Origin of the sequence: Salinarimonas sp. (genome assembly GCF_046292825.1) — a bacterium.
In the GTDB taxonomy this organism is placed as follows: Bacteria; Pseudomonadota; Alphaproteobacteria; order Rhizobiales; family Beijerinckiaceae; genus Salinarimonas.
Genome location: NZ_JBKBQG010000033.1, coordinates 19,126 through 45,889, shown reverse-complemented (window position 1 = coordinate 45,889; position 26,764 = coordinate 19,126). Strand labels below are relative to the sequence as shown.

Genomic DNA, 26,764 nt, shown 5'->3' with positions numbered 1-26,764 from the left:
GGTGGGTGGCCTCCGAGCGAAGCGACGGAGGTCGGGTGGGGCCCGACGTTCGCAGCACGATCTCAGCGCCACAGGCCCCACCCGGCCCCTGTCGCTGCGCTCCAGGGTCCACCCTCCCCTACGGGGAGGGATTTTCCCCCTCCCCTTCATCGCACCTCCACCTCCCCGAAGGCCGTGCGCCCGAAGCGCTCGGGGCGGTACATGTCCTCCACATAGGCCGGCGGGTGGACGAAGCGGCCGGGATGGACCACGCGGATTGTGTAGGCGAGCGTGATCGCGGGTTGCGTGAAGCCGAAGGAATCGAAGCCCGCGACGAAGCGGTCGTCGCGATATTCGACCCGGTCGGGCTCGACCTCGCGGGTGAGCCAGGGCAGAGCCGCGACCGAATCCGCGTCGACGAGGGCGGGGTTGTCGATCTCGAAGCCCGCCGGCAGCGGATCGACGATCACGATGCGGCCGGGCACGTCGTCGAGCGTCCAGACGTTGAGCACGACCACCAATCGTTCGTTCTGCGCCGCCTGCGCCGGGTCCGCGGGTTCGCCGTCGAGCCGGTAATAGCTGCGCGCGATCTCGAAGCCCTGCATCACCGGCGGCTCCTGCGCGAGCGGGTTTCCGGTCACGGTCAGCGCGATCGAGACGGGCCGGTCGCCCGCATTGCGCAGGGCGACCCCCTCGCCTGCGAGCGCCGCTTCGTCGAAGCGCCCGGCGAAGGCGCCCTCGTGGACGGCGCCCGCGACCTCGAGCCGGATGCCCCGCGCCTCGTCGGCGAGCGTGCGGGCGGCGAGCGCCATCCAGGCCATTTCCTGCGTCGAGAGCCCCGGATGCGCGCCCGCCTCGCGCTCGATCGCCGCCGCGATCCGCGGCAGCGCGCCGCGCGCCGTGCCGGCCTCGCCGACGAGCGCCATCAGGCCCGCCGCGTCGCGCAGGCGCGAGCCGTAATCGAAGCGGAAGCCGCGCTGATCCTGCACCGTCTCGAGCTGCGCGACCGCCGATTGGAACGCGGCCTCCGCGCGGCGCCCGTCGCCCAGGAGCGCGAGCCCCGCGGCGATCTGGCCGCGCGCGAGCGGGGTCGCGAAGGCGTCGATCCTGGCATCGGCGAGGTAGCGCAGATCGCCCATCACGGGGCGGCCGTTGCGGGCGAGAACATAGGCCGCGTAAGCGAGCGCGCCGCCGCGCTCGGCGTCGATCTCGGTGGTGTTGGCGACGTGGTTGCGCAGGCGCTCGAGCGCGAGATCAATCGCGCGCTGGGGCGCCTCGTAGCCGGCCTCGCGGGCGCGGGTGAGGAAATCGGTCGCGTAGGCGTCGAGCCAGACGTCGTCGTTGCCGCGCGCCGACCACAAGCCGAAGGCGCCGGATGCGCTCTGGCGCGACAGGACGCGGGCGACGACGGAGCGGATCACCTCCCCGCGCGGCTCGCCGACGACGCCGTCGGAGAGGCCGAGCGCCTCGGCGTAGAGGAGCGGCATCGCCTGCGAGACGAGCTGCTCCGTGCAGCCGAAGGGGAAGGCGACGAGCGCGCGCGCCATGCCCGCCGGATCGAGCCGCCCGAACGGCGTCGCCGAGACGGAGACGGCGCCGGTGCCGGTATGCAGATCGGCCAGGAGATCGGGCGTCAGGAGAAGGCTCGCGCCCGGCGCGAGATCGCGCACCTCGCGGCGCAGGACCGGGCCCGTGCCGGGCTCGACCGAGAGCGCGAGCGTGCGGGCGAGCGCGAGATCCGGCCCGCGCAGCGCGATCTCGATGCCGGCAGGGCCGGCGGCGAGCGCGGTCAGCGGCACCGACAGGCTCGCCGCTCCGCCCGCCGGCAGCGCCACGCTGGCGAGGCGGCGTCCGACCGGGATGTCGATCGGCCCGCCGGGCACGATCTCGACCTCGTAATCGCCCGGCGCGCCCGCGACGTTCTCGAGCCGCAGATGCAGGCGCGCCTCGTCGCCGATCGCGAGGAAGCGCGGCGCCGTCGCGGATACGACGACGGGATCGCGCACGATCACGTCGGCCGAGGCCTCGCCGAGCCGGTCCTGCGACCAGGCGATGCCCATCACGCGAACCGTGCCGTCGAAAGCGGGGATGTCGAAGGCGATCTCCGCCGTGCCGTCGGCGCCGACCGTCACGATGCCGGAATGGAGCGCGAGCGGGGGCTGGTCCGGCGGGGGAGCGGCGAAGCCGGAAGAAACCGCGTCGCCGCCCGAGCGGATCGCGCCGCGCGTGCCCTGCATGCCGTCGATGAGATGGCCGTAGAGATCGCGGAACTCGGCACCGATCTGCTTCTGCCCCAGAAAGAAGGCGAGCGGGCTCGGCGGCTCGGTGCGGGTGAGGTTGAGAATGCCGACATCGACGGCCGCGAGCACCACGTGCGCTTGCGCGCCCGCCGCGAGCCCCGCGAGGCGCACGGGCACGGTGAGCGTGTTCCGAGGCCGCATCTCGGCGGGCGGCGCGATCTCCATCGCGAGATCGCGCGCCTCCCGGTCGATGCCGAACCAGGCGAGGCCGAGCGCGCGACCGGGCTGGCGGCGGGCGGCCGCGTCGAGCGGGCGATGGGCGAGCGCGACGAGATAGGCGCCCGCACCCCAATCGTCCGAGACGGGGATCTCCACCCGCGCGCCGTCCGGCGTCACGGCGAGCGTCTCCATGTGATGGATCCGATCGGAGACCACCGCGAGCGTGGCCTCGCCGGCAAAACGCGGCGAGAGCGTCGCGACGAGGGTGTCGCCGGCGGCGTAGTCGCGGCGATCGAGGGTGAGTTCGAGAAGATCGGGGGCGCGCGCGGTCGCGTCGCCCGACCAGCCGACATCGAAGGCGAGGGAGACGGGCGCGATGCGGTGATCCTCGGCGACGATCTCGAGCCGGTGCCGGCCCCAGCCGACGGACGCCTCGAGCCGGGCGGGATCGCCCGCGCCCACGTCGAGCGCGCCGCTCGCGAGGCGCTCGGTCGCGGTCACCGGCTCGAAGCCCCAGCGACCGTCGCTTTGGAACCATTGGTAGCGGCGCTCGACGCGGTAGAGGCTCCAGCGCGCGCGGGTCGACAGCCTCGTGCCGTCGGGCGCGGCGGCGACGATCTCGAAGCCGGCGACGTCGCCTTCGGCGAGCCCTTGCGAGAGCGCGCGCGCGGCGAGCACCGGGCCCTCGGGCAGGATCGGCAGCGTGATGGTGCGGGAGACGGCGCGCCCGCCCTCCTCCGCGATGCGCACGGTGACATTCGCCTCGAGCGGGCGCGGCGCGGCGATCTCGGGGAGAGGCGCGAGAAGCGTGGCGCGGCCCGCCGCATCGGTGCGGATCCCGGCCTCGATCTCGGCGAAGGCGCCCTCGACCGGCTCGTCCGAGAGGCCGACCGTGAAGCCGGCGAGCCCGGGGATCGCGCTCTGCGACGCGGCGGCGACGAAGACCTCACCGGACAACGCGAGATCGGCGGCGGGTGCGCCGAAGAGGTAATCGGCGGCGATCGCGATCTCGGCCGGGGCGCCGGCCGCAAGCGCCGGCGCGAGCGGGGCGAGCGCGAGCGCGATGCGCTCGGGCAGGTAATCCTCGACGAGGAAGCGCGTCTCGCCGACCGGCCCGCCGCGGGGATCGACATAGGCCGAGACCGACCAGGTGCCGGACATCGCGTCGTCGAGAAGCGGCAGCGAGAGGACGCGCCCGCCCAACCCCTGATCGGGCAGCGCCTCCCGGCGTGCCTCCACGCCGTCGGGGCGGCGGACGACGAGGGTGAGCGGCAGGCCGGGCGCGGCATCGGCCTGCGCGTCGCGCAGGATCGCGGTCAGATGCACGGTCTCGCCCGAGCGATAGACCCCGCGCTCGGGATAGACGAAGGCCTCGAGCGCGCCGGCGACGGGGCGCCCGGAGACGCCGCGATCGGTGAGATCGAAGGCCGCCTGGCCGAGATCGAGGAAGCCGTAATCGCCCCCCGCTTCCGCCGTGACGAGCCCCGCGGCGAGCCCGCCCTCCCCGCGCGCGAGGCCCGGATCGAAGCGCACGCGCCCGCTCGCATCGGTCTCGAGCGCGGCGAGCACCTCGTTGTTGCGCGCGACGAGGCGCACGGAGACGCCTTCGAGGGGCTCCGCGCTCGCGAGCGAGCGGACCAGCACGTGCACGCCGTCGCGCGCGGAGATGGCGGTGAGCCCGAGATCGGACACGACGAACCATTGCGTCGCGCGCGGATTCCAGTCGTCCTCGGCATCCGCGGTCGGATCGGCGCGGGCGGTCATCACGTACACGCCCGGCTCCAGGTCGCCGATCGCCTCGGAGACCGGAAAGGCGGTCACGACATCCTCGTTGCGGCGCATCTCGACGGCGAGCGTGCCCTCCCAGATCGGCGCGCCGCGCTCGCGGGCGATCTCGTCCGCCGACCAGCGCGAGAGTTGCGACAGGAACTCGTCCGAGCGCACGGTCGGCAGGAGCGAGCGGTCGCCGATGCGGTGGATGGCGATCGCGACCTCGTCGGTGTTCGTGGTGACGACGGGGATGCCTTCCTGGCCGGTGCGCGGCAACACGTAATTGCGCCCCGTGAAGCGGGCCTGGGGCGCGCGGTCGCGCACGTAGATCTCGTAATCGGCGGCGCGCTCCAGGCTCTCGCCCACCGTGGAGGGGATGCCGGGGCGCAGCACGATGGCGTAGCGCTCGCCGTGCCGCAGCCCGTCGACGCACAACTCGCTCTCGTTGCTCGTCACCGCCGTCCCGCTCGCGCCCGCGACGGCGACGAAGGGCGCGAGGTCTGCGCGCGGCGGCAGCGTCTCCGAGAACAGGAAGCAGACCCGCGGCGCCGCGGCGTCGGCATCGACCGAATAGCTCAGGATGCGAAAGCCCCATTGCGACCGCAGATCGGCCCAGCGCGCCCGCACCTCGGGCACCTCCACGACCGAGAGGCTCGCCGCGAGCGCGTTCAGCGCGTCCCGCCATTGCTCGCGCGCGGCGAAGGCCTCGCCGAGCACTGCGAGGCCGGCGGCGGTCTCGGCGGGGTTCTCGGCCAGGCGATAGGCGTTCCAGCCGGCCCCGACCGCGCGCTCCTGCAGCGTCCAGCGCTCGCTCCAATCCTCCGGCGCGATCGCGATCGCCGCACGCGCATAGGCCGACCAGAGCGTGTGGCTCGTCGGATTGACGCGGATCGCCTGCTGGAAGCGGTCGAGCGCGCCGCGCGGATCGCCCGCCGCGAGCCGCGCCCTCCCCTCCTGGAGGAGCTCGCGGCTCGGCCGGTTCGGATGCTCGGTCTCCCCGAGGATCTCCGCCTCGACGCGCCGCGCCTGCGAGGCGACGAAATCGTTGCGATAGACGCTCGTGCCTTGCGCGAGCGCGTGCGGGGCGGGGAGGAGGAGGATGAGGGCGAGCACCGCGAGGAGCGCTGGGAGGGGAGAACGAGCGGCTGCGGGCATGTGAGGACCTACGATCTATACTGAGCTGGCGGACTTTAGCAGACCTGGGCAGCAGGAGGAGTGGATGCGGGTTTTCCCGGACGGCGGCGGCTCGCGCGCGCACGCAACTTGACATATCGATCTGGTCGATACAGAATGCCGTTCCGTTTCGGACCTTGAAACCGTAGTTTCTTCGCCGCACTGGCCGACGTGTCGAACTGCATACGGCCGCGATCGCGATTCAGCCGCCTCTCGTCGTTCCTCCAACCCAAGTACGTCCACCATGTCAGATCACTTCAAGAACGTCGTCGACGCGATCGCCGCAACGGCTAGCCTCTCGCCGGAGAGGGTAGCGATCTGTGACGGTACGACGACCATGACCTACGCAGAAATGATGGAGCGAGCGTCATGTGTAAGCTTGAAATTGAGGCGCCATGGCGTGTTGCCCGGAGATTGCGTTACCGTTGCGCTCGATCACGACATTTACATGATACCGGCGCTTCTCGGCGTGCTGCGTGTCGGCGCGATCTTCGTTCCCATCGACGTTGGTCACCCCCCCGAGCGAACCAAGGCGATCGTCGCCACCTGCAATGCCAAAGCATGCTTGGCCAGCTCGAACCTTTTTGACGGCGCGCAACTCTTTCACGCGGATGCAACGATCCTCCTCGACTTCAACGGTCACGCTCCATCCGATGATTCCACACCTGATCCATGCGACAGCGCATATATCTTGTTTACATCTGGCTCAACAGGCAAACCAAAGGGGGTCAAGATCGCCCATCGCAGTCTCTACAATTACGCTCGATGGGCCGCCAACACGTATTTCAAAGACGGTCAACACGTAACAGCGCTTCACTCGCCACTAACCTTCGATTTTACCATGACATGTATATTTCCACCGCTTATGGCCGGCAGCACAATCCGCGTCTTCCATCGCTCTGAGCAGGCTTTCACCATGCGGGACATTTTGAAATGTCCGGAAGTTACAGTGTTGAAACTCACACCAGCGATGCTGGCGGTCTCAAATGAATTACCTCTCTATCACGACAATCTAAAGCGCTTGATTGTCGGAGGCGAGGATCTTAAAGCAGAAATAGCTCGACAAGCGGCGAATAAATCTCGCGGTCTTCTCGAAATAATCAACGAGTACGGACCGACAGAAGCGACGGTGGGCTGCATGTACCACCGCTTCGACTCCGAAGCAGAAGTCGCGCCTTCGGTTCCGCTCGGAAAACCGATAGACAACACTGGAGCCGTATTGATCGATCAAGATAATAAAATAGTCGCCGGCGCAGGAGAAGGGGAGCTGTTCGTGTTCGGCGAATGTCTCGCAGAAGGTTATCTCGGCGACGCAGGGGCCACCGAGCGGGCGTTTCGAGAGGATGTTTTTGGAATTAAAAGGTTATATAAGACCGGAGACCTCGTTTATCAGGATATCGATTGTAATTACTTCTTCCGCGGCAGGATGGATCGCCAGATAAAGATACGGGGCCACCGAATCGAATTCGGCGATGTAGAAAGCGCGGCGTTAACTCATCCGCTTGTATACGATTGCATTTGCTTTGAGACGAAGAACAGCGACTTTTCCGAGTTAGGAATGCTTGCGGCTGTTTTGAGCAGCATTGAGAAAAGCGAATTGGTCGAACACTTGCGCACTAGACTTCCGCAAAGCATGGTTCCCTCCCGCCTTGATATCTGTTTTGATCTTCCACGCAACCAAAACGGGAAAGTCGATCTTGCGACGGTTCTCGGCAAGTTCAGGAGCTAAAGAGATGAGAACGGACGCGACAGACTCAATCGATAGGGGCGATCTCGAAGCACTCCTCGTCGACATTTGGAAGCAACTTCTCTCGATTGAGGAGAACACGATCGATACGGATTTTTTTGCCAGTGGCGGGCATTCGCTGGCAGCGATGCTGTTGATTGCGCGTATAGAGAGTTCCACGGGCATTTCACTACCGCTCGCGGCGCTTGTGCGTCACTCCACACCCCGCGCGCTCGCGGCCTATTGCCTGGCACGATCAGAGACACCGCACATCGAAACGAGTTTGGACGGAACCGAAACGCAGGCAGAGTATCTGATTGCTTACAATGAGCCGGAGCGGCAAACTCGCCGAAGCGAAGCCTATGAAGTCTACTACGCGACGGCTGCAACCAGCGCTGCTCACGCTGCTTTTTGCGATCTCGTCTACGGCGCGAATTTCGGCCAGCATGGGATGGCGGACGTGGCCCAATTAGATTTCCTGATCGCGAAAATGGAGATTGGTGCGGAAGATCTCGTTTTGGACATCGGATGCGGTTATGGGCAAATTGCAGAGTACATACATGATCGTACAGGTGCTCGTATAGTTGGTATCGATATTTCATCGAGTGCTGTCGCCAGGGGAAACGAGCGCGCACTTTCAAGTGGAAAACCCTTGCGTTTCATTCAGATGGACCTTCAGTCGTTATCACTTCCTGAAATGAAATTCTCGAAGACGATATCGATCGATACGATATATTTCACGAATGATCTGCAGAAAACTCTCTCGTCGATCAGGCAGCACGGAACCGAGACAATGCGCCTCGGAGTATTTCGAACCTTTCCTCTGCGCTCTTTCACCGATGAAACCTGGAGTCCACACATATCGGAACTTGGGCATAACCTGCGGAAGCTATTTGGTGGGTATGAAGCATACGATTTCAGTAAAGAAGAGAACGCTCATTGGAGGAAGAAGGTCGAGATACTCGAAAGCCTTCGGAGTGAATCCATCAAGGAGGGAAATGAAAATCTCTTTCAGTTTCGCTACGCAGAGGCGCGCTACGAGGCGAAGATCGAACAACGCCGTTATCTCTTCGTAACCGATTGAGATAAGTCGCACCAATTGACGGACGCCGAACGCTTCTGCGAGGTAAAGGCTCATGAATCTTCCTACGAAGGCTTTCGGCGTCTCGGCAGCCTTGTCTGCTGGCCTCATCTGGGGTATCTACCCCATTTTCTATAAACCCCTTGCGGACATTGATATTCTTGAAGTGATTTCACATCGTGTACTTTGGTCTGTAATATTTTTGGCTCCGCTAATTTTAATCTTTTATTCCAGTCGCACTATGTTCGTATCCGTTTTTCATAGTCCTCGGGCGATACTCAGTGTGCTTATCTGCGCGTCTATACTGTCTGCATGGTGGCTATTATATGTTTATTGTCTTATAAATGACCTCCTCCTTCGAGGCCAGCCTTGGTTACTTCTTGGGACCGGTACTCACGTACGTCTTATCCATTTTCTTGCTGAAGGAAAGGATCGTTGCTCTTCCAGCGATCGCTAGTGCAACTGCTTTCTTTGGCGTCTTCTATTTCATTATCTTTTCGGAAGCAGGCATACCGTTCTTTGGAATATTACTTGGCCTATGCTACAGCCTTTATACAGTCTACAAGCGTGGATTTCATGTTATCGGGGCTAAGATCTCGGTATTTTCGGAGTTCACGGTGATGTTGCCTTTCGCCGTCGCATATCTACTCTTCAAATTCCACCATGATACTTTAACCGGGTTTATCTCCACTACAGCAACCGAAAACGCTTTGCTCGTTTTTATCGGTCTTATCAACGTTATACCGATGCTGCTTTATAGTTTTGCTTCCAGAGAGACTCCCGGGGTCACGATGAGCTTCTTGCAATTCGTATCACCCGTGTGCAATTTCTTCTTGGCTGTGTTTTATATGGCGAGGATTTCACACGGAACCACCTCATTATGTTTTCATTTGTTTGGATCGGAATTTTACTTTACTCATCGACTCCGTTGCTCAAATCGAGCAAGGCGAATTGATCGTCCCATGGCCACTAGGTGCCGGACTCGGCAATAAGTGAAGGACGGTCGACGTAAGTTCCGAAGGAGACGATCGTTTGAGACTGAACGATGCCAGGTATTTGGTATATTCGGCAAAATATCTCCTCCATGTGATCAGTGTCGAATGACCGAGCCTTTATCAATATGGAATACTCACCGGCTATTGTGTGAATCTCCTCCACCTCATTAATTTCGCTAAGCGCATGGACCTTCGTCATCTTATCGGTGCCCTCGATTTTTAGAAGAATGAAGCACAAGAATCTGTTTTCGATCACTTCCGGCGCAACAACAGCGGCGATGCGCTGGATTGTTCCGTTCTGTTTTAGTTTGCGAACCCGTTCATGCGTCGCTGCAGGCGAAAGACCGACTGCAGCACCCAATTCTGCATAACTGACAGTCGCGTCGCGGCTGAGAATAGACAAAATCTGTCGGTCTAGTTGCGACAGCTTCTCATTACGCTTTGACGTACGGGACATTGTTATCTCGGCAGCCTTGCGTTACCCGGCACGAATCCACACTAGCGTGTTGCGGCACCTTCGTCACCCGGCGCGTGCAGTGACTTTCGCAGAGCGCTTGCTCTTCGCCCTCTGGACACGCCCCTTCGCAATCGCCATAAGAACCGCGGACGAGAGGCCCGCGCGATGACCTTCAAGCAATTCCTGACCGAGATCTTCACCTGGTGGAACGGGCAGACCATGGGCACCCGCTTCCACACGTGGCGCAACGGCGAGCTCGTCGGGCAGGACGAGTTCGGGAACCTCTATTTTCGCTCGAAGGGCCGCGCGATCGATCCGGCGCTCGGCACCGAGCGGCGCTGGGTGATCTATAACGGTCTCGCCGAGCCCTCGCGCACGCCGCCGGAATGGCGCGGCTGGCTGTGCCACACCTACGACAAGGCGCCCTCCGAGGAGGCCTTCCCGCGCCGCCCCTGGGAGAAGGACCACCAGGAGAACCTCACCGGCACCCCGCGCGCCTATCGCCCGCAGGGCTCGACGCTCGGCGAGGGACAGCGCCCCGCCGCGACCGGCGATTACGTCGCGTGGACGCCGGGCGATTGAGCGCGGCCGCCTTCCTTTCGTCCAAGAGGCCTGCGAGAGGCGGCTGACGCGCGCCCGCCGGCGCGCCCGAGGGCCCGACGAGACGATGCTCGAATCCACCACGCCCCGCTCCGCGATGTCGACGACGCGACGCCTCGCGCTGGCCGCCCTGCTTCTTGCCGGCAGCGCGGCGCCCGCCCTCGCCCAGGCGATCGAGAATCCGGTCGCGGTGTTCTCGGGGCTCGACAAGATCACGGGGCGGATCATCACCTTCGAGACGGCGATCGACGAGACGGTGCAGTTCGGCTCGCTGCAGCTCACCGCCCGCGTGTGCCACACCCGTCCGCCCACCGAGAGCCCCAACACGACGAGCTTCATCGAGGTCGACGAATTGTCCCTCGACAATCGGCTGTCGCGGGTCTTCAGCGGCTGGATCTTCGCGTCGAGCCCCGGGCTCAACGCGATCGAGCACCCGGTCTACGACATCTGGCTGATCGATTGCCGCGCGATGCCGCGCCCGCCGGTGACGACGGCCGCGGAAGGCGGGCCGCCGACGGCGTTCTCCGGCGATTTCGGCATTCCCCCGCTCCCGCCGCCGCGCCCGTTCGATCTCTGACGCGCCCGCTCAGGGAGAGGTCTCGTCCGGCTCCTGCAGCGTCAGGCCCGGCGCGCCGGGGGGCGCGAAGACGCGGACGGCCTTCGGCAGGATGCGGAAGGTCGCGGGCGTGTAGGTGATGATCTCCCCGTCGGCGTTGACGGGGCGGGGCCGGCGCGTGCTCACGGTGAAGCCGGTGGCCTCGACCGTGCGGACCTCCTTCCAGGTGCCGTGGCGCCCCGCGCGAAAAGCCGGCGCCATCAAGAGGAGCTTCCAGACGCTGCCCACCTCGAGGCTGTAGAGATCGAGCGTGCCGTTGTCGATCGTCGCGCCGGCCGCGACCTCCATGCCGCCTCCGTAATAGAGCCCGTTGCCGACCGCGATCTGGAGCGTGCGCACCCGCACCCGCCAATCGGGCGCCTCGATGCGCGCGCGGAACGGGCGGGCGCGCACCAGGATCTTGAGGAGCGCGACGAGGTAGCCGAGCCGGCCGAACCGCTTCTTCAGGTCCGGCGTCAGCGCGCGGGCGAGCGCCACCGAGAGGCCGATCGACGCCACGTTGAAGAAATGGCGGTCATTCACCTGCCCGATATCGATCGCCCGCGTGCGCCCGGCGCGGACGATCGCGAGGGCGCCGTCGAGATCCTCGGGGATGGCGAGCGTGCGCGCGAGATCGTTGGCCGTGCCGAGCGGGATCAGCGCGAGGGGAAGGCCGGTCTCGACGAGGCCGCGAGCGGCGGCGTTCACGGTGCCGTCCCCCCCTCCGACGACGACCATGTCGACGCGGTCGCGATGGGCGACGATCGTGTCGGAGAGCGCCTCGGCGTCGTCGCAGGCGCCGATGACGACGTCGAGATCGCGGATGTCGCGCAGCCGCGCGACGAGATCGTCGAGGACGTCCGCGGCGCGCCGGCTGCGGGCATTCACGAGGAGGAGCGCGCGGCGGCGCGTCGCGCCGGCACCCGCCGGCTCGTCGCGCACGCTCTGCGATTCGCGATGGGCCGTCTCGTCGGCCTCCATCTCGGCCATCTCCTGCTCCTCCGCCTGCGCCGGGCGCCGCCGGGCGTCGCTCGCGCGCGCCGCCCTCCGCATGGCACTTGCGAACCCTACGGCCCCGCCGGAAGTTCCACCGCGACGGCTCCGCACGACGCGGCGGCGCCCCATCGGGAGCGATCCGAATCACGCGGGCGGCCGAGATCCGCTATGTTACCGAAACGTTAACCGGCGAGGGAACCCGGTTCCCGCCGCGACGTTCTCCCCGTCTACCGCACGAGCGTCGGACAGGCCGATCGACGCGTCCTCGGGGACGGGGTGCCGGGGGAGAGACGAAGCGGCCGGAGGGGGACGATCGTGCCGATCCTGGATTCCCGACCGCTGAGCGCTCCCGAAGACGTCCGCGTCCTCGCCGATGCGCTCGGCCGCCGGCCCGGCACGATCGCGAGACCTCCCCTTCACGCCCAGGCGATGCGCGAGGCCGCCGCCCGCGCTCGCGCCGATCGGCGGGAGAGCCCCGAGGCGCACAGCGATACCCCGCACAGCGAGAGCCCGCGCCACAGCGAGCCGGCCTACGACTGACGAGGCTGCGTCCCGCCCCTCAATCCCCCAACGTCTCGATATAGGCCACGAGCGCGTCGATCTCGCGGCGCGACAGAGCCATGTCGGGCATCGGCGGGTGGGGCAGGACGAGGTAATAGGCGAGCGCGCGCGGATCGAGGTCCTCCCGCTCGGCGATCTCGCGGAAGCTCGGCACCCCGTCCATCGCCGTCGCCTGCTCGGGCGAGACGAGATGGCAGGCGGCGCACCAGCGCTCGGCGAGCGCGCGCCCCTCGGCCGGATCCGCCGCCGCCCGCGCCGCGCCGATCGGGTCGCGCCCGGCGCCCATCGCGAGAATTCCCACGGCCAAGACGCACCCGACGACCAAACGCATTCCGACCTCCGCAAGCCTCGCCGCCGGACGGCGCGACGATTCGCGCCGATCTCGCCCGCTCCGGCTCAACGTTAGCGAACCCGAAAAGGTTGTCGCCGACAATCCCCATCCGCACCACCCCGGACCCGCGCGGGTCACGAGCGAGCCCCGTCATGATCGCGACGCCGACCTTCCCCGATCTCGCCGCCCTCGTCGTCGACGAGAGCCTCTACGTGCGGCGGATCCTGCGCGACATGCTCACCCGCGTCGGCATCAAGCGCGTGCTCGAGGCGCCGGACGGGGCCGAGGCGCTCGGCGTGCTCTCCGAATCGAAGCCGGACCTCGTCATTCTCGATTGGGATCTCGCGATCCTGTCGGGCGAGGAGTTCATCCGCCTCACCCGCACGCCCACGACCTCGCCCGCGCCGACGATCCCGCTCATCGTGATGATGTCGAAGCCGCGCCGCTACGTGGTCGACCGCGCGATCTCGCTCGGGGTCAACGAGATCGTCGCCAAGCCCTTTTCGCCGAAGGTGCTCTGGTCGCGTCTCGACGAGGTGATCAACCGCCCGCGCCCCTATCTGCAGGTCAAGAGCCTGCTGCGGCCGGTCTCGCGGCTCCAGGCGGGGCAGATCGCCGGGCGCATCGCCGCCTGAGCGGCCCGCCTCTCCCGCGCCGGGACACCCCGCACGAATACGCGCTTGGCATGGCCGCAAAGGGCCTGTTACTCTGTCCGGGAATGAGCCATCGCGTCGCGAGAGCGGCGCCCCAGACGGATAACAGACCTTGCCGGTCGATAGAGGAGCCTTGTCGAACGCTGCGGAAACCGGGTCTGACAAGGGACTGAGCCGCCCTCTCGCGTCGCTGCCGCCCCTGGCGGCGGCGGGCGTTCCACGGGCGGCAGGTGAGCCGCGACTCCCCTTCCGCCACAAGCCCCCGGCGGACGGGTCGGCTTATGCCGCGCTCGATCTCGGCACCAACAATTGCCGCCTCCTGATCGCGCATCCCTCCCGCCACGGCTTTCGCGTGGTCGACGCCTTTTCGCGGATCGTGCGCCTGGGCGAAGGGCTCGCGGCGAACGAGGCGCTCTCGGTGCTGGCCATCGAGCGCACGCTCGACGCGCTGAAGGTCTGCCGGGACAAGATGCTCAGCCGCGGGGTGCGGCGCGCGCGGCTCGTCGCGACCGAGGCCTGCCGCGCGGCGCGCAACGGCGAGGTGTTCGTCGAGCGCGTTCAGGACGAGATCGGCCTCGATCTCGAGATCGTCGACCGCCGCACAGAGGCCTATCTCGCGGTGACGGGCTGCGCGGCGCTCGCCGATCCGAACGCGCACTCGGTCGTCATCTTCGACATCGGCGGCGGCTCGACCGAGATCGCCTGGCTCGACGGGCAGGCGCGCTCGCCCTTGTCCGATCCGACGAAGCGCATCCGCGCGTGGGATTCGCTGCCCGTCGGCGTCGTCACCGTCGCCGAGCGCCACGGCGGGGTGAGCGTGACGCGCGAGAGCTTCGAGGCGATGGTCGACGAGGTCTCCCGGCTGCTGGAGCCGTTCCAGATCGCGGCCGGCAACGCCTCCTCGGCGCCGGGCTTCCATCTGCTCGGGACGTCGGGCACGGTGACGACGCTCGGCGGCATCTTCCTCGATCTGCCGCGCTACGACCGGCGTCAGGTCGACGGCCTCTGGATGACGGACACCGAAGTCGACCGGGTGATCGACGACCTCGTCGACACCGATTACGACGGGCGCGCCACGCATCCCTGCATCGGCCGCGACCGTGCCGACCTCGTGCTCGCCGGCTGCGCGATCCTCGAGGCCATCCGCCGCGCCTTCCCGGCGCCGCGCCTGCGCATCGCCGATCGGGGCTTGCGCGAGGGCATCCTGATGAACCTCATGCGCGAGGACCGGGTCTGGCGCCGCCCGCGGCGCTGAGAGCCCCTGCAACGCAGAATCGGACGAGACGTGACGCAGAAGAAGAAGGGCTCCGGCGGCCAGCGCTCGCTGCACGTGCGGGTGAAGACCGCGCGCGGGCGCACCACCTCCTCGCAACGCTGGCTGGAGCGCCAGCTCAACGACCCCTATGTCGCCCGCGCCAAGGCGGAGGGCTTTCGCTCGCGCGCGGCCTTCAAGCTCCTCGAGATCGACGAGAAGTTCAAGATCCTCAAGCCCGGCCAGCGCATCGTCGATCTCGGCGCGGCGCCGGGGGGCTGGTCTCAGGTGGCGGCGCGTCGGATCGGGCTCGGCCGCGGGCGGGCGCGGATCGTCGGCATCGACCTCCTGCCCGTCGAGCCGATGCCCGGCGCCGAATTCGTGCAGATGGACTTCCTCGACGAGGCCGCCCCGGCCAAGCTGATGGAGATGCTCGGCGGCCCCGCCGACGTCGTCCTCTCCGACATGGCCGCGAACGCGACCGGCCACAAGCGCACCGACCATCTGCGCATCATGTCCCTCGCCGAGGCCGCGATCGCGTTCGCCCGCGAGATCCTGGCGCCCGGCGGCGCCTTCCTGTGCAAGGTCCTGCGCGGCGGCACCGAGCATACGCTGCTCGCCGATCTCAAGCGCGACTTCGCCCAGGTCCGCCACCTCAAGCCCGGCGCGAGCCGCGCCGATTCGGCCGAGCTCTTCGTCCTGGCGACGGGGTTCCGCGGCCGCTCGGAGGAGGAGAGCGCGGGCGGCGACGACGCGGACTGATTCGAAAGGTGTCATCCCCGGCGGGAGCACGCAAAGCGTGCGCAGGGGAAGGGGACCCAGCGCTTGACCGGCTTGCGCAGCAAGCCCTTGCGGCGGCGACCAGCCGCCTGGTCGGCGGCACGATCGTGTGCTGCGCACACGTCCTTGCGCCCGGGTCCCCTTCCCTTCCGCCGCTTCGCGGCTCAACCCGCGGCTGACACGGTGGGTCCTCGATCACCCCCGATGCCCGATCGGCTGGGCGAAGGCGACCATCTCGCGCTCGCCGAGGCCGAGCCGGGCGGGGAGCGTCTCGCCCTGGAGGTTTCCGATCACCACCGTCGCGAGGTCCTCCGAGGCGGCGAAGAGGTAGACGTTCTGGGAGACGAAGGCGGCGTCGACCGCGGCGTAATGGCGCCGCGTCTCGTCGGGCGCCTCGTGCATGCGGTCGAGATCGGCGACGTAGATCAGGACCACGGGCGCCGTGCCGACGAAGGCCTGGTTGCCGATCTCGCTCCGGATGTCGTCCTCCATCCGGCGCTCGAGCGCGTGCGCCTCGGCATCGTAAAACCACACGCCGTCCGCGCGCGCGACGAGGATGTCGGTGCCGTACGACGTGCGCCAGGAGGGTGCCGTGCGCCCCTCCGTCTGCGGGCGGTTGATGCCGAAGGCGGCGAAGAGGCAATCGGAGAGGAGCGCGTCGTCGAGCGGCTCGGCGCCGAAGACGCGCGTCGAGCGCCGCCGCGCGATCGCCTGCATCAGCGGCACGCCGCGGTCGAGCCGCGGCTGCGGCAGGGCGATGCGCCCGCCCTCCTCGACGGCGCGGGCGGGCGCCGCGGCGATGCCGGCGGCGCTCGCGCCCGCGACGAGCGGCAGGGCGAGCCCCTTGAGAACGGTGCGGCGGTCCCACGACGTCATGGCCTGTCTCCCTTTCGCGCGTTCGCCTCGCGACCGGCTGGACCCGGCCGTCGAGGCGAAATCTACCAAGGGAGCGGCGAATCGCGATTTGACGCCGATCAAAAGCCGCGCCGGATCAGGCCCGTCCGCGGCCGTTCGACCAGTAATCGCGCACGCGCCGGCCGTAATCGGGCTTGGCGAAGGCGTCCTCGCTCGGCCGATGGCTCGGGGCGTGCATCAGCCGGTCCTTGTCGATGTCGATCACGTAGCCGCCGCGGCCCTCGTGATAGGTGAGCTGATCCCAGGGCAGCGGGTGGTATTGCTCGCCGATGCCGAGGAAGCCGCCGAAGCTCATCACCGCGTAGAAGACCTTGCCCGAGCGCTTGCCGACCATGAAATTGCGGACCTTGCCGATCTTCTCGCCGCGATTGTCGAAGACGGGCGTGCCCTCGACCTTGTCGGAGGCGATGAGATCGGTCGTCTCGTCGTGCTCGACGTCGTGGGGATAGGTCCCGCGGGAGAGATCGCCGCGTCCCTCGTTCATCCACTCGCGCCGACGCCCGTCGTAGCCGGGACCCGGGCCGCGATCGCGCACGCTCGCCGCCGCGACGTAGCCGGCCGCGCCGCCGAGGACGATGCCGAGCACGATCAGCGCGTCTTCCAGGTAGAGCTGCGTGCTGGAGCGGTGCGGGAGGCGGTGGTCGATCGGCCGCGCGTGGCTGCCGTATTCGCGCATGCCGCCATAGCCGAGGCGATCGCTCGCGCTGCGGCCGCGGCCCTGATGGTCCCCGCGCGAGGAGGTCTCGCGACGGCCCTCGATGCGGTCCTGCTGCGCGAGGCGCGGCGAGGTGCTGCCGCCCTCGCCGAGCCGATCGCTCGTGCCGGAGGTGCGCATTTGCGTCGAAACGGTGCTCCGGGTCGTGCCGGTGCTGCGATCCTGTTCCATGGGGGCTCTCCTGTCGCCTGTCCGCGTCCCGCGCGGGGACGCGCGTGTCGGTTCCCCCGAGAACCCCCTCGCTCCGTTTGAGTTCGGCCAGCCGGTGCGCCGCGCTCAGGGCGGCACGCAGAGCGGGATCCAAGCCGCGGGAATGCCGTTGAAGAGCGTCGCGGCGAGCCCGGCGAGGAGCAGCGTGTAGGCGACCGCGCCGATGAAGCCGCTCTCCGAGCCCGCCCCCGCGACGTAGCGGCGCGTCGCCAGGGTGACGACCGCGAGGATCGCGACGTGGCCGATCCAGATGCCGACGAGGACGATCCGCAGGAGGCTCGTCGGCCCCGCCGTCACCTGATGCCAGCCCCACAGGCAGCCGAGCGCGTGCATCGAATAGAGGATCAGGAAGGCGGCCGACCAGATCGTGAAGCCGACGAGGAGCGAGAGGAGCCCGACCGGGCGCTCGACGGAGATCATCGCACGGCTCCGAGCACGAAATAGAGGGTGGCGAGCGCGAGAAGGCCCGTGATCGCGAGATAGGTCTGCCAGGCCGCCGCGATCTCGAAGGGCAGAGCGCGCACCGGCGAGGCGTAGCCGCGGACCGTCTGCACCACCGCGAAGGCCGAGATCAGCACGCCGATCAGCGCGTGGATCGCGACGTAGACGGCGAGCGCCCCCACGACCGCGCCCTCGGCATGGACGGTCGGCGTCGGCGCGTCGAGGAGGAGGAAGAGGAGGAGCGCGATCGCCGTCACGGCGGCCGCGATCGCCGCGACGGTCTGCGCGACGAGCCCCGTCACGACCGCCCCGCGCCGGATCATGGCGGCGAGCGCGACCTGAGCGCCGATCGCGGTCACGAGCACGCCGATCGCCGCGACGATCCCGTACACGCCCGACAGGGGCGTGAGGGTGTCGGGCCAGTTCGGGCCGAAGGCGGCGAGGAAGATCGAGCCGAACAGGAGCGAGCCGAACAGGACCGCATCCGCGACGAGGAGGAAGATCGTCCCCCAGAAGGGCGTCGTCGCCCGCGTGGCGAAATGGAGCGGCAGCCGCTCGCCGGGGCGCACCTCCTCCGGCACGGGGTCCTCCCGCAGCGCCATGCTCGCCGCCCAGCGCCAGCCGAAGAAGGCGACGCCGACGAAGCCGAGCGGCGCGATCGCGTATTGCCCGGCGAGCATCATGCCGAAGAAGAAGGCGAGGCAGAGCGACGTCCAGAGCGGGGTGAAGTCGGCGTTCGGCAGGACGAGGATGGTCTGCGGGCGCGCGTGCACCATATCGACGCCGAGCGTCTCCATGCGGTCGTCCTTGACGCGGGCGAGATAGCCCTCCCCCGCCGCGAGCTTCGCGGGCAGGTTCGGATCGTCGTGGAGCGGGTCGCGGCTCTTCACGCGCGGCAGGCTCGCGAAGCCGTAGGAGGTCGGCGGGGTGGGCTGCGCCCATTCGAGCGTGCCCGCTTTCCAGGGATTGCGCCGGAAGGAGCGGCCGTGGCGGATCTGCAGCAGGATGTCGACGAAGAACAGCCCGAAGCCGGCGGTGAGCAGGAAGGAGCCGAAGGAGGAGATCATGTTGGGCCAGAAGAAGCCCGTCTCCGGCCCGTAGGTGAAGACCCGCCGCGGCATGCCGATCAGCCCCGTCCAGTGCATGACGAGGAAGGTGACGTTGAAGCCCACGAACACGAGCCAGAACACCACCTTGCCGAAATTGAACATCGGGATGCGCCCGAAGATCTGCGGCATCCAGTAATAGACCGCCGCCATGATCGGGAACACGAACCCGCCGATGAGCACGTAATGCAGGTGGGCGACGACGAAATGGGTGTCGTGCACCTGTTCGTCGAAGGGCACGATCGCGACCATGACGCCCGTGAGGCCGCCGATGACGAAGATGCCGAAGAAGCCGAGGATGAACAGCATCGGCACGGTGAGCTCGGGGCGCCCGCGATAGAGCGTCGCGAGCCAGGCGAAGATCTGCACCGCCTGCGGGATCACCACGAGGAGCGAGGCCGCCGAGAAGAAGGCGAGCGAGAGCCGCGGCAGGCCCGTCGCGAACATGTGGTGGACCCACAGCCCGAAGGAGAGGAAGCCGAGCGCGATGACCGAGGCGACGATCCAGGTATAGCCGACGATCGGGGTCCGGGCGAACACCGGCAGGATCGTCGAGATCGCCCCCGCCGCCGGCAGGAAGATGATGTACACTTCCGGGTGGCCGAACAGCCAGAACAGGTGCTGCCACAGGAGCGGATCGCCCCCGCGCGCCGGATCGAAGAAGGGCCAGTCGAAGGCGCGCTCCACCTCCAGCATGATCGAGGCGAGGATCAGCGGCGGGAAGCCGCCGATGATCATCACCATGGTCACGAGGATGTACCAGACGAAGAGCGGCATCTTCGAGAGCGCCATGCCCGGCGCGCGCACCTTCAGGATCGAGACCACGATCTCGACCGCCGCCGCGATCGCCGACACCTCGACGAAGGTGATGCCCAGCAGCCAGATGTCGGAGCCGATGCCGGGCGAATAGGGCCGGGAGGAGAGCGGCGTGTACATGAACCAGCCGCTGTCGGGCGCGACCCCGAAGACGATCGAGCCCGCCACGATGGTGCCGCCGAGGAGGTAGCACCAATAGCCGAAGGCCGAGAGGCGCGGGAAGGCGAGATCGCGCGCGCCGAGGAGCTTCGGCAGGAGATAGATCGCCGCCCCCTCGATCATCGGGATGGCGAACAGGAACATCATCACCGTGCCGTGCAGGGTGACGAGCTGGTTGTAGGTCTCGACGTCGAGGAAGTTCGAGAGCGGCTGGGCGAGCTGCGTGCGCAGCAGCATCGCGAACAGCCCGCCGATCGCGAAGAACACGAGCGCGGTGAGCATGAAGCGGCGCCCGACGACGGTGTGGTTCACCGCCGAGAGCCGGCCGAAGCCGGGCGGCGTCGACCAGACCCGCTCGAGCGCGCGATGCAGCCGCAGCGCCTTCGCGCGGCGCGCCATGACCTGCGGGTCCGTCATCGACCGCTCTCCCCCTCGCCCGCATCCGCGCTGCGCTGCCCGTCGCCCGCCTCGGCGACGGCGCGCGCGAGCGCCTCGGCGAAGGTCTCCGGCTCGACCGCCTCGACGTCGAAGCCCATGAAGGCGTGCCCGACGCCGCAGAATTCCATGCACAGCGCGCCGTAGATGCCCGGCACCTCGGCGCTGATCGTCAGATGGTTCACGATGCCGGGAATGGCGTCGCGCTTGCCGGCGAGGCGGGGGACCCAGAAGGAATGGATCACGTCCTCGCTCGTGAGGGAGAGGCGGATGGGGTGGCCGGTGGGGATGACGAGCCGGTTCTCGAGCGTGACGGGGCCGCCCTCGGCGTCCGGATAGACGAAGGTCCAGTCCCATTGCCGCGCGATCGCGTCGACCCGCACGTCCGGCCGCCCCGTCTCGGCGAGGCCGTCCACGGGCTCGTGCCAGAAGGCGTAGACCATCAGAGCCGAGAGGACGACGAAGGGAAAAACGAGCCCGCCGCCGATCAGGAACCATCGCTGTGAAACCGGGCGGCGCGGTCCGCTTTGTAAGAAGGGGACGATGGCCAAGACGATCACGAACGCGAAGATCAGGGTGGCGCCGATCAGCATCACCCACCAGATCGTCGCGACGCGGGCGGCCATCGGACCGGCGGGATCGAGCGTCGAGTACGGTCCCGTCCACCCCCCGAGCGCGAGGAGCGCGAGAAGGGCGACGCCGATCCGCGCGCCCGTTCGAGAGACGAAGGAGGCACCGTGCTCAAGAGATCCAGCGCCACGCATTCGGAGAACGCCTCGTCCTACAAGGACCTCGACAGCCGGGTCGCGCTTTTCGGTCATCCCATTCATGCGATGCTCGTCGCCTTTCCGATCTCGGGAGCGTTCTGGGTCGCGGGCTGCGACGCGGTCTTCTGGTGGACGGGCGATCCGTTCTTCGCGCGGGCCGCGATCTGGGGCTCGGCGGCGGCGTTCATCATGGGCTGCCTCGCCGCGATCTCGGGAGCGGGGGAGATGATGCTCGTGCCCGGCGCGCGCCGCCGTCCCGCCGCCTGGAGCCACGCGGTGATCGCGATGGCGCTGCTCGCGGTGCTCGGCCTGAGCTGGATGCACCGGATGGGCAACCACGTCGAGGCGGTGCTGCCCTGGGGCCTCGTGCTCTCGATGCTCTCGCTCCTGCTCGCGGGCTTCGCCGGCTGGCACGGCGGCAAGCTCGTCTTCGAGCACGGTTTCGGGGTCGCGTCGATGGAGGACGACGAAGAGGAGAAGACCGGGGGCGGGAGCCTGTCCCGGGAACCCTGAATCCCGCTCGCGGGGGACGTCGAGCCAGCTCGGCGTCCACCCTTGCAGGAAGTCCGGCGGGCGCCCGTCGACGAGCCAGCTCGGGAACAGGGCCACCTCGATCGGGGGTTTGGCGAGCACGAAGAACAGGACCGCCGAGATGCAGGCGAGAACCGCGAGCGTCATCGCCGAGCGCGCCCACGGCCCCGGCTCGATGCGCCGCCCGCGTCGCGCGATGCCGCGCGCCATCAGCATGTGCAGGAGCGCCATCCCGCCCACCGCAACGAGCTTGAGGGCGAGCCAGTCGCTCGCGGGGCGCGATACGAAGATCAGGATGGTGCCGGTCGCGACGGTGACGATGGCGGCGGGCGACAGGAACACCTCGAAGGCGAGCCGCCCGAACCGCAGCCGCCGCCCCTTCTCCGGGGTCGGCTCGCCGCCGAGATCCTTGAGGAGCCCCGGCATCGCGACGAGCCCCGCCGCCCACACGGACAGAGCGGCGATATGCGCGAGCTTCAGCCAGGCCTCGAATGACATGAAATGCGGTCCGTTCCCCTGGAGAGGAGAAGCCGCGAACGGGGCGGTTGGTTCCTCGGTACCCTCCGTGTCATCCCCGGCCGGAGCACGCGTAGCGTGCGCAGGGGAAGGGGACCCAGCATCAAAACGTGTGCGGAGCACACTGTCGTGCCGCCGACCAGGCGGCTCGTCGCCGCCGCAAGCGCTTGCTCCGCAAGCGATTCTCGTGCTGGGTCCCCTTCCCCTCCGCCGCTTCGCGGCTCCGGCCGGGGATGACACCGGTGGAGCCGCGACCCGCATGATCCCCTCCCCTCGTCTCCCCCTTCTTGTCGGCGGCGCGCGCGCGTGCCATGCGAGGGCGTCATGGATCGATCCCTGCGCGATTCCCCTCTTGCGCGCGCGCTCGGCGCGCTGATCGCCGATTTCGGCGCCCGCCGCGGGCTGCGGGCGGGGTCGTTCATCGTGACGCTCTACGGCGACCTCGCCCGCCCGCGCGGGGGGGCGCTCTGGATGGGGGCGATCGTCGAGATCTGCGCGGGCGTCGGCATCTCGGAGAGCCTGACCCGCACCGCGGTCTCCCGCCTCGTCGAGGCGGGGCAGCTCGAGGGCGAGCGCATCGGGCGCCGCTCGCGCTATCGCCTGACCGCGCGCGCGCGAGCCGAGTTCGAGGCCGCCGCGCGGGTGCTCTACGGGCCCGATCCGGCGGCGGAGCCCGTTTGGACGCTCGTCGCGATGCCCGCCGGAGAGGCGCGCGCCCCCGCGATCGAGGCCCTCTCGCGCCGCGGGTTCGGCCATCTCGGCGCGGGGCTCGCCGCGCGGCCCGGCGATCTCGCCTTCGACCTCCCCGCCGCCGCCGCGGACGGGCTCGTCTTCCGCGCCGAGCCGGTGCGCGACGGCCCGGCGCTCGCGGCGATCGCGGCCGCGGCCTGGGATCTCGACGGATTGTCCGCGGAATATCGCGCCTTCCGCGCGCGATTCGCCGCTCTCGAGGCGGCGCTCGACGGGGCGCCGGATCCGGCGGCCGCGCTCTGCGCCCGCCTCCTCCTCGTCCACGATTTCCGCCGCACCGCCCTGCGTGATCCGCAGCTTCCCGCCGCCGCGCTCCCCGCCGACTGGGCGGGCCACGCGGCGCGCGCCGCCTTCCGGCGCCTGCACGCGCGCCTCTCGAGCGCGGCCGAACCCCGGATCGCCGCCCTCCTCGGCGAGCCCCTGGAGTCCGGCGAAAGCATCACAAAATCGGGCGCATGAGCCTTGAATTTGTGACACGACGGGGCTAGATTGGTTTCACGCACAACAATGCCGCGGGCCTGCGCGCTCGCCCGCGCGAAAGACGATGCGGAGGAAGCCCCCGAATGTCCGACGCCTTCATCTGCGACGCCGTCCGAACGCCGATCGGCCGCTATGGCGGCGCGCTGTCTGGCGTGCGCACGGACGAGCTCGCCGCGATCCCGATGAGCGCGCTGCGCGAGCGCAATCCGGCGGTCGACTGGTCCGCGCTCGACGACGTCGTCTATGGCTGCGCCAACCAGGCGGGCGAGGACAATCGCAACGTCGCACGAATGGCCGCCCTCCTCGCCGGCCTGCCGATCTCGACCCCGGGCACCACCGTCAATCGGCTCTGCGGCTCCGGCATGGACGCGATCGGCATCGCCGCGCGCGCGATCCGCGCCGCGGAAGCCGATCTGTGCATCGCCGGCGGCGTCGAATCGATGAGCCGCGCGCCCTTCGTGATGCCGAAAGCCGAGACCGCCTTCTCGCGCGCGAACGCCGTCTACGACACCACGATCGGCTGGCGCTTCGTCAACAAGCGCTTCGCCAAGCTGTTCGGCACCGATTCCATGCCCGAGACGGCCGACAACGTGGCCGCCGATCACGAGGTCTCGCGCGCCGACCAGGACGCCTTCGCGCTGCGCTCGCAGCAGCGTTGGGCAGCGGCGCAGGCGGACGGGCGTTTCGCCCGCGAGATCGTCCCCGTCACGATCCCGAGCCGCAAGGGCGACCCGGTCGTCGTCGACACCGACGAGCATCCCCGCCCCGACACGCGGCCCGATCAGCTCGCCAAGCTCAAGGGAATCAACGGGCCGGACCTCTCGGTGACCGCCGGCAACGCGTCGGGCGTCAACGACGGCGCGGCCGCGCTCGTCGTCGCCTCCTCCGCGGCGATGGAGCGCCACGGCCTCACACCGCTCGCCCGTGTGGTGACGATGGCCGTGTCGGGCGTCGAGCCGCGGGTGATGGGCATCGGCCCGATCACCGCCTCGCAGAAGGCTCTTTCGCGCGCGGGGCTCTCGATCGAGCAGATGGACCTCGTCGAACTCAACGAGGCCTTCGCCGCCCAGGCGCTCGCGACGCTCCGGGGGCTCGGCCTCCCGGACGATGCCGAACACGTCAACCCGAACGGGGGCGCGATCGCGCTCGGCCATCCGCTCGGCATGTCGGGCGCCCGCCTCGTGGGTGCCGCCGCCTACGAGCTCCAGCGCCGCGGCGGGCGTTACGCCCTGTGCACGATGTGCATCGGGGTCGGCCAGGGCATCGCCATGATCATCGAGCGGGCGTGAGCCTGCCGCCACCATCAGAGGAGACGCCGCCATGTACGCCCAGATGGTCAAGACGGATCCCCGCTCCGCCGAGATCACGCCCGAGGAGGAGGCCTTCCAGGCGCGCCTCGACGCGGACGTGAAGATCGAGCCGAAGGACTGGATGCCCGAGGGCTATCGCAAGACGCTCGTGCGCCAGATCTCGCAGCACGCCCATTCCGAGATCGTCGGCCAGCTCCCCGAGGCGAACTGGATCTCGCGCGCGCCGACCCTCGAGCGCAAGGCGATCCTCATCGCCAAGGTGCAGGACGAGGCGGGCCACGGGCTCTACCTCTATTGCGCCGCGGAGACGCTGGGCGTGAGCCGTGAACAGCTCCTCGATCAACTGCACACGGGCAAGGCCAAGTACTCGTCGATCTTCAATTATCCGACGCTGACCTGGGCGGATGTCGGCGCGATCGGCTGGCTCGTCGACGGGGCGGCGATCATGAACCAGGTGCCCCTCCAGCGCTGCTCCTACGGCCCCTATTCGCGCGCGATGATCCGCATCTGCAAGGAGGAGAGCTTCCACCAGCGCCAGGGCTTCGACATCATGGCGAAGCTCGCCGCCGGCACGGCCGAGCAGAAGGCGATGGCGCAGGACGCGTTGAATCGCTGGTGGTGGCCGTCGCTGATGATGTTCGGCCCGCCGGACGCGGATTCGGTGCATTCCGCGCAGTCGATGGCCTGGAAGATCAAGCTCAATTCGAACGACGAGCTGCGCCAGCGCTTCGTCGACCAGACGGTGCCGCAGGCCCGCCATCTTGGCCTCGAGATCCCCGATCCCGATCTGCGCTGGAACGAGGAGCGCGGGCATTACGATTTCGGCGCGATCGACTGGGACGAGTTCTACCGCGTCATCGCCGGCCAGGGCCCCTGCAACAAGGAGCGCCTCGACACGCGGGTAAAGGCCCACGAGGACGGCGCCTGGTACCGCGAGGGCCTCCAGGCCCACGCCGCCAAGAAAGCCGAGCGCCGCAGGAAAGCGGCCGCGTGACATCCCTCCCCGTAGGGGAGGGTGGATACGGGAGCGCAGCGACCGTAGCCGGGTGGGGCCCGGGTGGAGTTCGTTCTGCAAGCGTCGGGCCCCACCCGACCTCCTCGCTGCGCTCGGAGGCCACCCTCCCCTCCGGGGAGGGATAAGACACGGAGACGCCACATGTCGAACGAGATGCCACTCTGGGAGGTCTTCATTCGCGGCCAGCACGGGCTCGCGCATCGCCATGTCGGCAGCCTGCATGCGCCCGACGCGGAGATGGCGATCCTGAACGCGCGCGACGTCTATACCCGCCGCAACGAGGGCGTCAGCATCTGGGTGGTGAAGGCCTCCGAGATCGTGGCGAGCGCGCCCTCCGAGAAGGGGCCGCTCTTCGATCCGTCGAATTCCAAGGTCTACCGCCACCCGACCTTCTTCGAGGTGCCGGACGAAGTGGGGCACATGTGATGGGCGCGCGCGTCGTCGATCCCCTGTTCGAGGAGGCGCTGCGCCTCGGCGACAGCTGCCTCGTGCTCGCCCAGCGCCTCTCGGCCTGGTGCGGGAAGGCGCCGATCCTCGAGGAGGACATCGCGGTCGCCAATGTCGCGCTCGATCTCATCGGGCAGGCGCAGATGTGGCTCGGGCTCGCGGGCGAAATCGAGGGGCGCGGCCGCACGCCCGACGACCTCGCCTACAAGCGCGATGCGGGGGACTTCCGCAACGTGCTCCTCGTCGAGCGGCCGAACGGCGATTTCGGCCAGACGCTCATGCGCCAATACCTCTTCGACGCCTGGCACCTGCCGATGCTGCAGGCGCTGCAGCGCTCGTCGGACGCGCGCGTCGCCGCGATCGCGGAGAAGGCCGGCAAGGAGGTCGCCTATCACCTCCACCGCAGCCGCGACCTCGTGATCCGCCTCGGCGACGGCTCGCAGGAGAGCCATCGGCGCATGCAGGCGGCGCTCGACGATCTGTGGCCCTATACGGGCGAGCTGACGCATGCGGACGCGATCGAGGAGGAGCTCGCCGCCTCGGGCGTGGGCGCCGACCTCGCCGCGATCGCCGCCGCCTACGAGGCGGAGACCGCGTCGACGCTCGCGCAGGCGACGCTCGTGCTGCCGAAAAGCGGCTTCATGCACAAGGGCGGCAAGACGGGCGTGCATACCGAGCATCTCGGCTATCTCCTGGCCGAAATGCAGTTCCTCCAGCGCGCCTATCCCGGCGCCACCTGGTGA

Annotated in this window: 23 protein-coding genes and 1 pseudogene; 14 read left to right on the top strand and 10 right to left on the bottom strand. The window is 68.2% G+C overall.

Annotation, left to right across the window (positions count from 1 at the left end):
* Positions 1-146: 146 nt before the first annotated feature.
* The gene (locus tag ACK4UM_RS15160; RefSeq protein ID WP_409800649.1) at positions 147-5,363 is read right to left on the bottom strand and encodes an alpha-2-macroglobulin family protein; all 5,217 of its coding nucleotides are present in this window, start codon (positions 5,361-5,363) and stop codon (positions 147-149) included.
* Between the two features lie 262 nt (positions 5,364-5,625).
* On the opposite strand from ACK4UM_RS15160, the gene ACK4UM_RS15155 reads away from it, so the two are divergent.
* The gene (locus ACK4UM_RS15155) at positions 5,626-7,110 is read left to right on the top strand and encodes an amino acid adenylation domain-containing protein (protein ID WP_409800647.1); all 1,485 of its coding nucleotides are present in this window, start codon (positions 5,626-5,628) and stop codon (positions 7,108-7,110) included.
* Between the two features lie 4 nt (positions 7,111-7,114).
* Positions 7,115-8,191: a methyltransferase domain-containing protein gene (locus tag ACK4UM_RS15150; RefSeq protein ID WP_409800645.1), complete on the top strand. Its 1,077-nt coding sequence runs from the start codon at positions 7,115-7,117 to the stop codon at positions 8,189-8,191.
* Between the two features lie 966 nt (positions 8,192-9,157).
* On the opposite strand, the gene ACK4UM_RS15145 is transcribed toward ACK4UM_RS15150, so the two are convergent.
* Positions 9,158-9,640 carry an Lrp/AsnC family transcriptional regulator gene (locus ACK4UM_RS15145; protein ID WP_409800643.1) on the bottom strand — a complete coding sequence of 161 codons (483 nt, stop codon included), beginning with the start codon at positions 9,638-9,640 and terminating at the stop codon, positions 9,158-9,160.
* A gap of 165 nt (positions 9,641-9,805) precedes the next feature.
* Here ACK4UM_RS15145 and ACK4UM_RS15140 point away from each other — a divergent pair, with 165 nt between their 5' ends.
* The gene (locus ACK4UM_RS15140; RefSeq protein ID WP_409800641.1) at positions 9,806-10,222 is read left to right on the top strand and encodes an NADH:ubiquinone oxidoreductase subunit NDUFA12; all 417 of its coding nucleotides are present in this window, start codon (positions 9,806-9,808) and stop codon (positions 10,220-10,222) included.
* 85 nt (positions 10,223-10,307) lie between these two features.
* The gene (locus ACK4UM_RS15135; RefSeq protein ID WP_409800639.1) at positions 10,308-10,817 is read left to right on the top strand and encodes a DUF2155 domain-containing protein; all 510 of its coding nucleotides are present in this window, start codon (positions 10,308-10,310) and stop codon (positions 10,815-10,817) included.
* Between the two features lie 9 nt (positions 10,818-10,826).
* Here ACK4UM_RS15135 and ACK4UM_RS15130 read toward each other — a convergent pair whose 3' ends face one another.
* Entirely contained in the window at positions 10,827-11,825 is a 999-nt protein-coding gene (locus ACK4UM_RS15130; RefSeq protein WP_409800637.1) for a lipid kinase, read from the bottom strand.
* A 321-nt stretch (positions 11,826-12,146) separates the two neighbouring features.
* Here ACK4UM_RS15130 and ACK4UM_RS15125 point away from each other — a divergent pair, with 321 nt between their 5' ends.
* Entirely contained in the window at positions 12,147-12,371 is a 225-nt protein-coding gene (locus ACK4UM_RS15125; protein WP_409800635.1) for a hypothetical protein, read from the top strand.
* A gap of 19 nt (positions 12,372-12,390) precedes the next feature.
* Here the strand turns inward: ACK4UM_RS15125 and ACK4UM_RS15120 are convergent, their stop codons facing one another.
* Positions 12,391-12,723 carry a c-type cytochrome gene (locus tag ACK4UM_RS15120; protein ID WP_409800633.1) on the bottom strand — a complete coding sequence of 111 codons (333 nt, stop codon included), beginning with the start codon at positions 12,721-12,723 and terminating at the stop codon, positions 12,391-12,393.
* A 152-nt stretch (positions 12,724-12,875) separates the two neighbouring features.
* On the opposite strand from ACK4UM_RS15120, the gene ACK4UM_RS15115 reads away from it, so the two are divergent.
* From ACK4UM_RS15115 to ACK4UM_RS15105, 3 genes are all read left to right on the top strand, one after another.
* Positions 12,876-13,358, top strand: a complete 483-nt coding sequence (locus ACK4UM_RS15115; RefSeq protein ID WP_409800631.1) for a PleD family two-component system response regulator — start codon at positions 12,876-12,878, stop codon at positions 13,356-13,358.
* Between the two features lie 151 nt (positions 13,359-13,509).
* A complete protein-coding gene (locus tag ACK4UM_RS15110; RefSeq protein WP_409800629.1) occupies positions 13,510-14,631 on the top strand; it encodes a Ppx/GppA phosphatase family protein in 1,122 nt (373 codons plus the stop codon).
* 30 nt (positions 14,632-14,661) lie between these two features.
* Positions 14,662-15,390: an RlmE family RNA methyltransferase gene (locus tag ACK4UM_RS15105; RefSeq protein ID WP_409800627.1), complete on the top strand. Its 729-nt coding sequence runs from the start codon at positions 14,662-14,664 to the stop codon at positions 15,388-15,390.
* Positions 15,391-15,603: 213 nt separating this feature from the next.
* Here the strand turns inward: ACK4UM_RS15105 and ACK4UM_RS15100 are convergent, their stop codons facing one another.
* The 5 genes from ACK4UM_RS15100 to coxB form a co-directional block, all read right to left on the bottom strand.
* Positions 15,604-16,284 (bottom strand): nitroreductase family protein, encoded by a 681-nt coding sequence (locus ACK4UM_RS15100; protein WP_409800625.1) that lies wholly within the window; start codon positions 16,282-16,284, stop codon positions 15,604-15,606.
* Between the two features lie 115 nt (positions 16,285-16,399).
* Positions 16,400-17,209 (bottom strand): PRC-barrel domain-containing protein, encoded by an 810-nt coding sequence (locus ACK4UM_RS15095; RefSeq protein WP_409800623.1) that lies wholly within the window; start codon positions 17,207-17,209, stop codon positions 16,400-16,402.
* Positions 17,210-17,314: 105 nt separating this feature from the next.
* A complete protein-coding gene (locus ACK4UM_RS15090; RefSeq protein ID WP_409800621.1) occupies positions 17,315-17,668 on the bottom strand; it encodes a hypothetical protein in 354 nt (117 codons plus the stop codon).
* The gene (gene ctaD, locus ACK4UM_RS15085; RefSeq protein WP_409800619.1) at positions 17,665-20,187 is read right to left on the bottom strand and encodes a cytochrome c oxidase subunit I; all 2,523 of its coding nucleotides are present in this window, start codon (positions 20,185-20,187) and stop codon (positions 17,665-17,667) included. Before ctaD ends, ACK4UM_RS15090 begins: the two co-directional genes overlap by 4 nt.
* On the bottom strand, positions 20,184-20,831 hold the full coding sequence (gene coxB, locus ACK4UM_RS15080; protein WP_409800657.1) for a cytochrome c oxidase subunit II: 648 nt from the start codon (positions 20,829-20,831) through the stop codon (positions 20,184-20,186). The genes ctaD and coxB overlap by 4 nt, the downstream gene beginning before the upstream one ends.
* Positions 20,832-20,942: 111 nt before the next feature.
* Between coxB and ACK4UM_RS15075 the strand changes: the two genes are divergently transcribed.
* A complete protein-coding gene (locus tag ACK4UM_RS15075; protein WP_409800655.1) occupies positions 20,943-21,485 on the top strand; it encodes a DUF2231 domain-containing protein in 543 nt (180 codons plus the stop codon).
* A 225-nt stretch (positions 21,486-21,710) separates the two neighbouring features.
* Here ACK4UM_RS15075 and ACK4UM_RS15070 read toward each other — a convergent pair.
* Positions 21,711-22,001, bottom strand: a pseudogene (locus ACK4UM_RS15070) (CopD family protein); the annotation flags it as partial.
* 342 nt (positions 22,002-22,343) lie between these two features.
* Between ACK4UM_RS15070 and ACK4UM_RS15065 the strand changes: the two are divergent.
* The 5 genes from ACK4UM_RS15065 (at position 22,344) to paaC (ending at position 26,764) form a co-directional block, all read left to right on the top strand.
* Positions 22,344-23,228 (top strand): PaaX family transcriptional regulator C-terminal domain-containing protein, encoded by an 885-nt coding sequence (locus ACK4UM_RS15065; protein ID WP_409800617.1) that lies wholly within the window; start codon positions 22,344-22,346, stop codon positions 23,226-23,228.
* A gap of 104 nt (positions 23,229-23,332) precedes the next feature.
* Positions 23,333-24,538 carry a 3-oxoadipyl-CoA thiolase gene (gene pcaF, locus ACK4UM_RS15060; protein WP_409800615.1) on the top strand — a complete coding sequence of 402 codons (1,206 nt, stop codon included), beginning with the start codon at positions 23,333-23,335 and terminating at the stop codon, positions 24,536-24,538.
* A 31-nt stretch (positions 24,539-24,569) separates the two neighbouring features.
* On the top strand, positions 24,570-25,553 hold the full coding sequence (paaA, locus tag ACK4UM_RS15055) for a 1,2-phenylacetyl-CoA epoxidase subunit PaaA (protein WP_409800613.1): 984 nt from the start codon (positions 24,570-24,572) through the stop codon (positions 25,551-25,553).
* A gap of 162 nt (positions 25,554-25,715) precedes the next feature.
* Complete coding sequence (gene paaB, locus ACK4UM_RS15050; RefSeq protein ID WP_409800611.1) at positions 25,716-26,000, top strand: 1,2-phenylacetyl-CoA epoxidase subunit PaaB; 285 nt, start codon at positions 25,716-25,718, stop codon at positions 25,998-26,000.
* Positions 26,000-26,764 carry a 1,2-phenylacetyl-CoA epoxidase subunit PaaC gene (paaC, locus tag ACK4UM_RS15045; RefSeq protein WP_409800609.1) on the top strand — a complete coding sequence of 255 codons (765 nt, stop codon included), beginning with the start codon at positions 26,000-26,002 and terminating at the stop codon, positions 26,762-26,764. Before paaB ends, paaC begins: the two co-directional genes overlap by 1 nt.

What these genes read in the sequence shown, in the direction of transcription:
- paaA (WP_409800613.1), top strand. Translation starts at nt 24,570, where the DNA reads ATGTACGCCCAGATGGTCAAGACGGATCCCCGCTCCGCCGAGATCACG.
- ACK4UM_RS15145 (WP_409800643.1), bottom strand. Translation starts at nt 9,640, where the DNA reads ATGTCCCGTACGTCAAAGCGTAATGAGAAGCTGTCGCAACTAGACCGA.
- ACK4UM_RS15115 (WP_409800631.1), top strand. Translation starts at nt 12,876, where the DNA reads ATGATCGCGACGCCGACCTTCCCCGATCTCGCCGCCCTCGTCGTCGAC.
- ACK4UM_RS15120 (WP_409800633.1), bottom strand. Translation starts at nt 12,723, where the DNA reads ATGCGTTTGGTCGTCGGGTGCGTCTTGGCCGTGGGAATTCTCGCGATG.
- pcaF (WP_409800615.1), top strand. Translation starts at nt 23,333, where the DNA reads ATGTCCGACGCCTTCATCTGCGACGCCGTCCGAACGCCGATCGGCCGC.
- ACK4UM_RS15100 (WP_409800625.1), bottom strand. Translation starts at nt 16,284, where the DNA reads ATGACGTCGTGGGACCGCCGCACCGTTCTCAAGGGGCTCGCCCTGCCG.
- ACK4UM_RS15090 (WP_409800621.1), bottom strand. Translation starts at nt 17,668, where the DNA reads ATGATCTCCGTCGAGCGCCCGGTCGGGCTCCTCTCGCTCCTCGTCGGC.
- paaC (WP_409800609.1), top strand. Translation starts at nt 26,000, where the DNA reads ATGGGCGCGCGCGTCGTCGATCCCCTGTTCGAGGAGGCGCTGCGCCTC.
- ctaD (WP_409800619.1), bottom strand. Translation starts at nt 20,187, where the DNA reads ATGACGGACCCGCAGGTCATGGCGCGCCGCGCGAAGGCGCTGCGGCTG.
- ACK4UM_RS15150 (WP_409800645.1), top strand. Translation starts at nt 7,115, where the DNA reads ATGAGAACGGACGCGACAGACTCAATCGATAGGGGCGATCTCGAAGCA.
- coxB (WP_409800657.1), bottom strand. Translation starts at nt 20,831, where the DNA reads ATGGCCGCCCGCGTCGCGACGATCTGGTGGGTGATGCTGATCGGCGCC.
- ACK4UM_RS15155 (WP_409800647.1), top strand. Translation starts at nt 5,626, where the DNA reads ATGTCAGATCACTTCAAGAACGTCGTCGACGCGATCGCCGCAACGGCT.
- ACK4UM_RS15130 (WP_409800637.1), bottom strand. Translation starts at nt 11,825, where the DNA reads ATGGCCGAGATGGAGGCCGACGAGACGGCCCATCGCGAATCGCAGAGC.
- ACK4UM_RS15160 (WP_409800649.1), bottom strand. Translation starts at nt 5,363, where the DNA reads ATGCCCGCAGCCGCTCGTTCTCCCCTCCCAGCGCTCCTCGCGGTGCTC.
- paaB (WP_409800611.1), top strand. Translation starts at nt 25,716, where the DNA reads ATGTCGAACGAGATGCCACTCTGGGAGGTCTTCATTCGCGGCCAGCAC.
- ACK4UM_RS15140 (WP_409800641.1), top strand. Translation starts at nt 9,806, where the DNA reads ATGACCTTCAAGCAATTCCTGACCGAGATCTTCACCTGGTGGAACGGG.
- ACK4UM_RS15065 (WP_409800617.1), top strand. Translation starts at nt 22,344, where the DNA reads ATGGATCGATCCCTGCGCGATTCCCCTCTTGCGCGCGCGCTCGGCGCG.
- ACK4UM_RS15095 (WP_409800623.1), bottom strand. Translation starts at nt 17,209, where the DNA reads ATGGAACAGGATCGCAGCACCGGCACGACCCGGAGCACCGTTTCGACG.
- ACK4UM_RS15135 (WP_409800639.1), top strand. Translation starts at nt 10,308, where the DNA reads ATGCTCGAATCCACCACGCCCCGCTCCGCGATGTCGACGACGCGACGC.